This is a genomic window from Asticcacaulis biprosthecium C19 (assembly GCF_000204015.1).
GTDB lineage: Bacteria > Pseudomonadota > Alphaproteobacteria > Caulobacterales > Caulobacteraceae > Asticcacaulis > Asticcacaulis biprosthecius.
The window spans coordinates 536,809-543,538 of sequence record NZ_GL883077.1 but is presented as its reverse complement, the minus strand read 5'-3'; the positions used below and the strand labels follow the sequence as shown (position 1 = coordinate 543,538).

Sequence of the window (6,730 nt, the reverse complement as noted above, 5' to 3'; positions counted from 1 at the left end):
CTGTTCTTAATCCCTCTTAATCTGTGAAATCTGTGGATCCACTTTTCTTGGGTGCCGCTGCGCGGCGAGTTCAGGATACTACTTCACACCCAAGGCCGCTTCGACATCGCCGACGGTTTGCGGCAAAATGGCGTCAGCGATCTTGAACGTGATCTTGCCGTCCGGCTGGACCACATAGGTTTCCGGAACCCCCGACACACCCAGTTCCATCGCCAGGCGCCCGTCCGGATCGCTCAGGGTCCGGACATACGGATTGTCGTGCTCGGCCAGGAATTTCAAGGTGTTCTGCGGCTCGTCCTTCCAGGCGACGCCGATGATCACCACGCCCTTTTGCTTCAGCGCGATCAGAGTGGGATTTTCGGCCACGCACGGCGTGCACCAGGACGCAAAGACATTGACCAGCACCGGCTTGTCATAACCCGCCACCAGCGTCTTCAGGTCGGCCTCGCCGCCGGTATCCAGATCGGCAATCGCCAGCGCCGGCACTGACTTGCCGACCATGGCATCGGGCGTATAGCGCTGCTTTTTGTGGAAGTTGTAATAGCCCAGCACAGCCAGCAAACCAGCAAACACCACCAGGGGAATCAGCGCGAACAACCGCTTCACGTTTGCGACTCCGTCGCGTCCTGAAGCGCCTTCAGCGCCGCCTTGCGCTGGGCATGAGCGCGCAAGGTCAAACCGATCAGACCGGCCAGGCTCAGTAAGGTCGCGCCATAGCACGTCCAGACATAAAAGCCGTACTTACCCATGTCGAAATCGAGCATCTAGTTATAACTCAGCTTGGCGCGCAGGGCGCGGTATTTGCGGGCCAGGATCTCGCTGTCGATCCGCACCAGGATCAGCCAGGCGCTGATCACATGGGTGGCGGCGATCATGACGAACAGTGGCCACAGCATGTCGGGCGCGATCGTCGGGCCATCGGCGCGAAACACCGACGATCCCTGATGCAGGGTGTTCCACCATTCGACCGAGAACTTGATGATCGGCAGGTTGACCAATCCGACCAGGGCCAGGATGCCAGCTGACCTGGCGGCGCGCTGCTCGTCTTCGATGGCGGCATGAATGGCGATATAGCCGATATAGAACAGCAACAGAACCAGAACCGAGGTCATGCGACCGTCCCATTGCCACCAGGTGCCCCACATCGGCTTGCCCCACAACGATCCGGTCAGCAGGGCGATTACCGTAAAGACGGCGCCGACGGGCGCCATCGCCTTGGCGGCAGCATCGGCCAGGGCGTGACGGAAGATCAGGCCGAAAAAGCTGGCCGCGCCGACGCCGGCATACAGGGCCATGCTGAGATAGGCGAAGGGTACATGGAGATACATGATCCGGACGGTGTCGCCCTGTTGATAGTCCTCAGGCGAGGCAAAGCAGAGATACAGCCCCCAGGCCAGCAGTGCGGCGCCAAGCCCGGCCAGCCACGGCCGAAACGGCGCGGTGACGCGCGTGAACCGTTCAGGATTGGCGAGAAAGTTGATCATGGTGCCGGAGATAAGGGTTTTGTGCTGTGTGGGCAAGACGTCAGTTCAGCGCAGGCTGGCGGGAGCGGACGACAAAAGCGCTTGCGGTGACGCGTGTCTTTGCCGAAAGTCAAATCCTTGGATTAGGTGGCATCATGGAAAAGACCGAAGTCAGATTTGTCGACGGGTTTGACGATTCGGGCTGGCCGGTACCAGAACCGGCAAAAGCCGCCGGTTTGAACCATAGGTTTGCAGTTATTCAGGAGACCTATCGGCCCGACTGCGTCGACATGTACTTCGACGAACCGCTGTGGTTCAGCATGGTCGACTTTGCAAAAACGGTGGCCACGGACATTCGGATCGGCGTCCTGGAAAAGCGAAAATATCGCGAAGTCGACGTTGAAGCCTATCTCACGACATGGTCCTCGACGGCCCACGACGACAGAGACCCACCGAATTTCATCCTGGGTCGCGATTTAACCGGCCTGAATCTGGTGATCGGAACGGAATACTGGTGCCGCGGTGGTGGCCCGGAAGACTATCACGACTCCTACACCTATGCCGTCTATTCCAAGATTCCCATGGGCGTTTCCGTCATGGCACATCTCGCCGGTGCCAATAGCGGTGGCTGGGATCTGGCGCGTGAACCAATCATCGGGGTCATAAAGCCGAAACCTCCCATCTGGCAAAGGATCTGGAACTGGTTAGTGGGTTAATTCAGGGCCGAACGCAGCGCAGCGCCCATGGCGATCGGGGCCAGGGCCAAGGCAAACAGGGCATAGGCCGACAGAAACGCCAGGGCCTGGAGCGGAGAGGCCGAAATCTGCGCCGCCTGCATCAGGCCGGCGCCGAATATCACCGGCGGGACATAGAACGGCAGGACAAGCAACGCCATCAGCACCCCGCCCTTGCGCGCCCCCAATGCCAGGGAGGCGCCGATACCACCGATCAAGGCAAAACTCAGGCTACCCAGCAGCGCCGCGACCAATCCAATCAGCGCCAGGGCGGGAGCGGCGCCCAGAATGATCATGACCAGCGGCGTCAGGATGGACAGGATCAGCCCGGTGCCAACCCACTGCGCCAAGCATTTCAGCAGAGCGACCAGTTCCAACGGCAGAGGCCCCAATCGCAACAGGTCGAAGACAGCGTCGTCGTAGTCACGCTCGAACAGACGTTCCAGGGAGAGGAGCGACGAAAGCGCCAGGCACAGCCAGGTGACGCCGGGCGCGATGCGGCTGAGGGTCGCGGTGTCGGGACCCACGGACAGCGGGATCATGGCCATCAGGGTGATGTAAAAACCGACGGCCAGCAACGGCCCACCACCACGCGTAAGGGTCATGCCGAGGTCGCGTTTCAGCAGGGCGACGGAGGCGGAAAGAAGGGAGGGAGCAGTCAACACTTAGCTCCCAAGGATTCAAGAATTTCGCAAAAGACGAGACAAACTCCCTCCTCCCTACGAAGTGGGGAGGGGACCCCGAAGGGGTGGAGGGGTATCTTGCATAGGCTCGGTCGCCGCGCTGCCTCAGTTTTACAACAGTTCCAGCTTCCGACTTACCGAGATAGCCGTCACGACCGAAAGATACCCCTCCACCCCTTCGGGGTCCCCCTCCCCACTGCGTAGGGAGGAGAAGCAAGGTTTTCTCCAACTTAATTTCAAACACCCGCCACCTCCCGTGCCGGGCGTTCCAGCCGCAGCCCCCGCGTCGCGAACGGAAGCGCATCATGCACCGCTGCGATGATCATACCGCCCTGCGCCAGATGCGCCTGCATCAGTCCAGCCAGCAGTTCACGATGCGCAACGTCCAGAGGGGCCATCGGCTCATCCAGCAACCACAAGACCCGCCGCGCCATCAACAGCCGCGCGCACGACAACCGCCGCTTCTGCCCGGCCGACAGATACCGCGTCTCCAGGTCCATCAAAGTCTGCAGTTTCAGCGGCGCGACCTTTGTAACATCCCCGCCCAGATACGAAGCCTGAAATTCCAGCTCCTGCGCCACCGTCCGCGCCGGGCTCAAAGCATCGTGATGCCCCAGAAAATGCACATGCTGTGACCACCAGATGTCCGATTCAATTTGCACATCATTCTCAGTCGCGCAAATCGCACCTGACTCCGGCGTCTGGAACCCCGCCAGGGTGCGCAGAAGCGTCGTTTTCCCAACGCCGTTCTCACCGGTCAGACTCACCGCCTCACCGCTGGAAATAGAAACATTAAGCTTAGAAATCAGCAGATTATAGCCTTTTCTCAGACTCAAATCCGTGACCGTCAAAGAAACGGGCATAAAATAACCTTGCGGTGCGAAAGGCTTTACATAGACGAAAACCGAAAGTGAGTTTAGAAGGCCAATTGCCCGCCTTCAAGGCCTTGCAGCGCGGCCGGGAACCCTGTGTGTCCCCGGCCTATCCGCGCAGCCACTGAATTGACGGTCAGCCATGGTGGCGGCCGGGCGGCGAACTTGAGAGGATCAAGTCCATCATGTCTTCCGTTGACAGCTTTAAATCCAAGACGACGCTTACGGTCGGTGACAAGACCTATACCTATTACGACCTTAAGGCCGCCGAGGCCAACGGTTTGAAGGGCATCTCCGCCCTCCCCGCCTCTCTGAAGGTGCTTCTCGAAAACCTGCTGCGCAACGAAGACGGCCTGAACGTCGATAAAGACGACATCCAGGCCATCGCCAACTGGATCGTCAACAAGGGTTCGGTCGAGCACGAGATCAGCTTCCGCCCGGCACGCGTTCTGATGCAGGACTTCACCGGCGTTCCGGCCGTTGTCGATCTGGCCGCCATGCGCGACGCCATGGTCAAGCTGGGCGCCGACCCGGCCAAGATCAACCCGCTGAGCCCCGTGGACCTGGTCATCGACCACTCGGTCATGGTCGACTATTTCGGCAAGCCGGAGTCGTTCAAGGCCAATGTCGACCGCGAATATGAACGCAACATCGAACGCTACAACTTCCTGCGCTGGGGGTCTTCGGCCTTCAACAACTTCCGCGTCGTGCCTCCCGGCACCGGCATCTGCCACCAGGTGAACCTGGAATACCTGGCCCAGACCGTGTGGACCAACGTCGCAGATGGCGGCGAAGTCGCCTATCCCGACACCGTGGTCGGCACCGATTCGCACACCACCATGATCAACGGCCTGGCCGTTCTGGGCTGGGGCGTCGGCGGTATCGAAGCTGAAGCGGCCATGCTGGGCCAGCCGATCCCGATGCTAATCCCGGAAGTCATCGGCTTCAGGTTGACCGGCAAGCTGCCCGAAGGCGCCACCGCCACCGACCTGGTCCTGACCGTCACCCAGATGCTGCGCAAGAAGGGCGTCGTCGGCAAGTTCGTCGAATATTACGGCGACGGCCTGGAGACCCTGACCCTGGAAGACCAGGCGACGATCGCCAACATGGCGCCGGAATACGGCGCCACCTGCGGCTTCTTCCCGGTCAGCCAGGCGACCATCAACTATTTGGCCGAAACCGGCCGCGCTCCGGAAAGAGTCGCCCTGGTCGAAACCTATGCGAAAGCGCAGGGCCTGTGGCTCGACGCTTCGGTTGAGCCGGTTTTCACCGACACCCTGGAACTGGATCTGGCCGGCGTCCTGCCGTCTCTGGCCGGCCCGAAGCGCCCGCAGGACCGCGTCCTGCTGTCGAACGCCAAGACCGAGTTCAACGCTGCCCTGGCCAACGATTTCGGCAAGGCCAGCAAGGAAGACGAGCGCACCACCGTTGAAGGTTCCGACTTCTCCGTCGGCAACGGCGATGTCGTGATTGCCGCCATCACCTCCTGCACCAACACCTCCAACCCATCGGTGCTGATCGCCGCCGGCCTGGTCGCCCGCAAGGCGCGCGCTCTGGGTCTGACGGTAAAGCCGTGGGTCAAGACCTCGCTGGCGCCGGGTTCGCAGGTCGTCACCGATTATCTCAACTCGGCCGGTCTCAGCGAAGACCTGGACGCTTTGGGCTTCAACCTGGTCGGTTACGGCTGCACCACCTGTATCGGTAACTCCGGTCCGTTGCCGGAAGCCATCTCCGCCGCCATCACGGCCGGCGATCTGGTCGCTGCTTCGGTGTTGTCGGGTAACCGCAACTTCGAAGGCCGCGTCAACCAGGACGTCCGCGCCAACTACCTGGCCTCGCCGCCGCTGGTCGTAGCCTATGCCCTGGCCGGAAGCCTGCGCATCGATCTGTCGACCGAGCCGCTGGGCAATGGTTCCAATGGTGAACCGGTCTACCTGAAAGACATCTGGCCGACCAACGAGGAGGTGACCACGCTGCAGCGTCAGCACGTCACCAACACCATGTTCAAGGGCCGTTATTCGGACGTCTTCAAGGGCGACGAGCACTGGCAGGCGATTCAGATATCGGGCGGCCAGACCTATCAGTGGGATCCCAACTCGACCTACGTCGCCAACCCGCCCTATTTCGACGGCATGACCATGACGCCGGACAAGGTGACGGACATTGTCGAGGCCCGTGTCCTGGGCATCTTCGGCGACTCGATCACCACCGACCACATTTCGCCGGCCGGCAACATCAAGACCTCGGGTCCCGCCGGCAAGTATCTGTCGGCCCATGACGTGCCGGTGTCGGAGTTCAACTCCTACGGCGCGCGTCGCGGCAACCACGAAGTGATGATGCGCGGGACGTTCGCCAACATCCGCATCCGCAACAAGATCACACCGGAAATCGAAGGCGGTGTGACCAAGCACTTCCCGTCGGGTGAAGTGATGTCGATCTACGACGCCTCGATGCGTTACCAGACCGAAGGCCGCAACCTGATCATCTTCGCCGGCAAGGAATATGGCACGGGTTCGTCGCGGGACTGGGCGGCCAAGGGCACCAAGCTGCTGGGCGTGCGCGCGGTCATCGCCGAGTCGTTCGAGCGTATTCACCGTTCCAACCTGGTCGGCATGGGCGTGTTGCCGTTGCAGTTCAAGGTCGAAGGCTGGTCGAAGCTGGGCCTGACGGGTGAAGAGATCGTGACCATCCGCGGGCTGGAGAACGTGCAGCCGCGTCAGGAACTGATCGTCGAGATGTTCCGCGCGTCGGACGGCAAGGTGGCCCGCTTCCCGGTCCGTTGCCGGATCGATACGCCGACCGAGCTGGAATACTACAAGAACGGCGGCGTGATGCCGTACGTGCTGCGGAACCTGGCCCGTGGTGTCGTGTCGGCCGAGGAGACGGTGGCAGAGCCCGCCGAGTAAGCGCTTTGAAGTATTGGGGTGAAGGGGCCTGAGGCCCCTTCCTCTTGAGATACAAGAAAAAACCCGGCCCCA

7 protein-coding genes are annotated in these 6,730 nt (G+C 61.1%); 2 read left to right on the top strand and 5 right to left on the bottom strand.

The window, feature by feature from the left end; translation table 11 throughout:
* Positions 1-78: 78 nt before the first annotated feature.
* The 3 genes from ABI_RS02865 to ABI_RS02855 are packed head-to-tail and all read right to left on the bottom strand — an operon-like array spanning position 79 to position 1,484.
* Positions 79-606 (bottom strand): DsbE family thiol:disulfide interchange protein, encoded by a 528-nt coding sequence (locus tag ABI_RS02865; protein ID WP_006271319.1) that lies wholly within the window; start codon positions 604-606, stop codon positions 79-81.
* Entirely contained in the window at positions 603-764 is a 162-nt protein-coding gene (gene ccmD, locus ABI_RS02860) for a heme exporter protein CcmD (RefSeq protein ID WP_006271318.1), read from the bottom strand. Before ccmD ends, ABI_RS02865 begins: the two co-directional genes overlap by 4 nt.
* Entirely contained in the window at positions 765-1,484 is a 720-nt protein-coding gene (locus tag ABI_RS02855; RefSeq protein ID WP_040308520.1) for a heme ABC transporter permease, read from the bottom strand. It lies immediately after the preceding gene.
* An 86-nt stretch (positions 1,485-1,570) separates the two neighbouring features.
* On the opposite strand from ABI_RS02855, the gene ABI_RS02850 reads away from it, so the two are divergent.
* Positions 1,571-2,179 carry a hypothetical protein gene (locus tag ABI_RS02850; RefSeq protein ID WP_006271315.1) on the top strand — a complete coding sequence of 203 codons (609 nt, stop codon included), beginning with the start codon at positions 1,571-1,573 and terminating at the stop codon, positions 2,177-2,179.
* Here the strand turns inward: ABI_RS02850 and ccmB are convergent.
* A complete protein-coding gene (gene ccmB, locus ABI_RS02845; protein WP_006271314.1) occupies positions 2,176-2,862 on the bottom strand; it encodes a heme exporter protein CcmB in 687 nt (228 codons plus the stop codon). The two genes, ABI_RS02850 and ccmB, sit on opposite strands and share 4 nt — an antisense overlap.
* 254 nt (positions 2,863-3,116) lie before the next feature.
* On the bottom strand, positions 3,117-3,731 hold the full coding sequence (gene ccmA / locus ABI_RS02840) for a heme ABC exporter ATP-binding protein CcmA (protein ID WP_245531282.1): 615 nt from the start codon (positions 3,729-3,731) through the stop codon (positions 3,117-3,119).
* A 206-nt stretch (positions 3,732-3,937) separates the two neighbouring features.
* Here ccmA and acnA point away from each other — a divergent pair, with 206 nt between their 5' ends.
* On the top strand, positions 3,938-6,658 hold the full coding sequence (acnA, locus tag ABI_RS02835; protein ID WP_006271312.1) for an aconitate hydratase AcnA: 2,721 nt from the start codon (positions 3,938-3,940) through the stop codon (positions 6,656-6,658).
* Positions 6,659-6,730 lie beyond the last annotated feature (72 nt).

Coding starts and splice junctions, on each gene's coding strand:
- acnA (WP_006271312.1), top strand. CDS start 3,938: ATGTCTTCCGTTGACAGCTTTAAATCCAAGACGACGCTTACGGTCGGT.
- ABI_RS02855 (WP_040308520.1), bottom strand. CDS start 1,484: ATGATCAACTTTCTCGCCAATCCTGAACGGTTCACGCGCGTCACCGCG.
- ccmD (WP_006271318.1), bottom strand. CDS start 764: ATGCTCGATTTCGACATGGGTAAGTACGGCTTTTATGTCTGGACGTGC.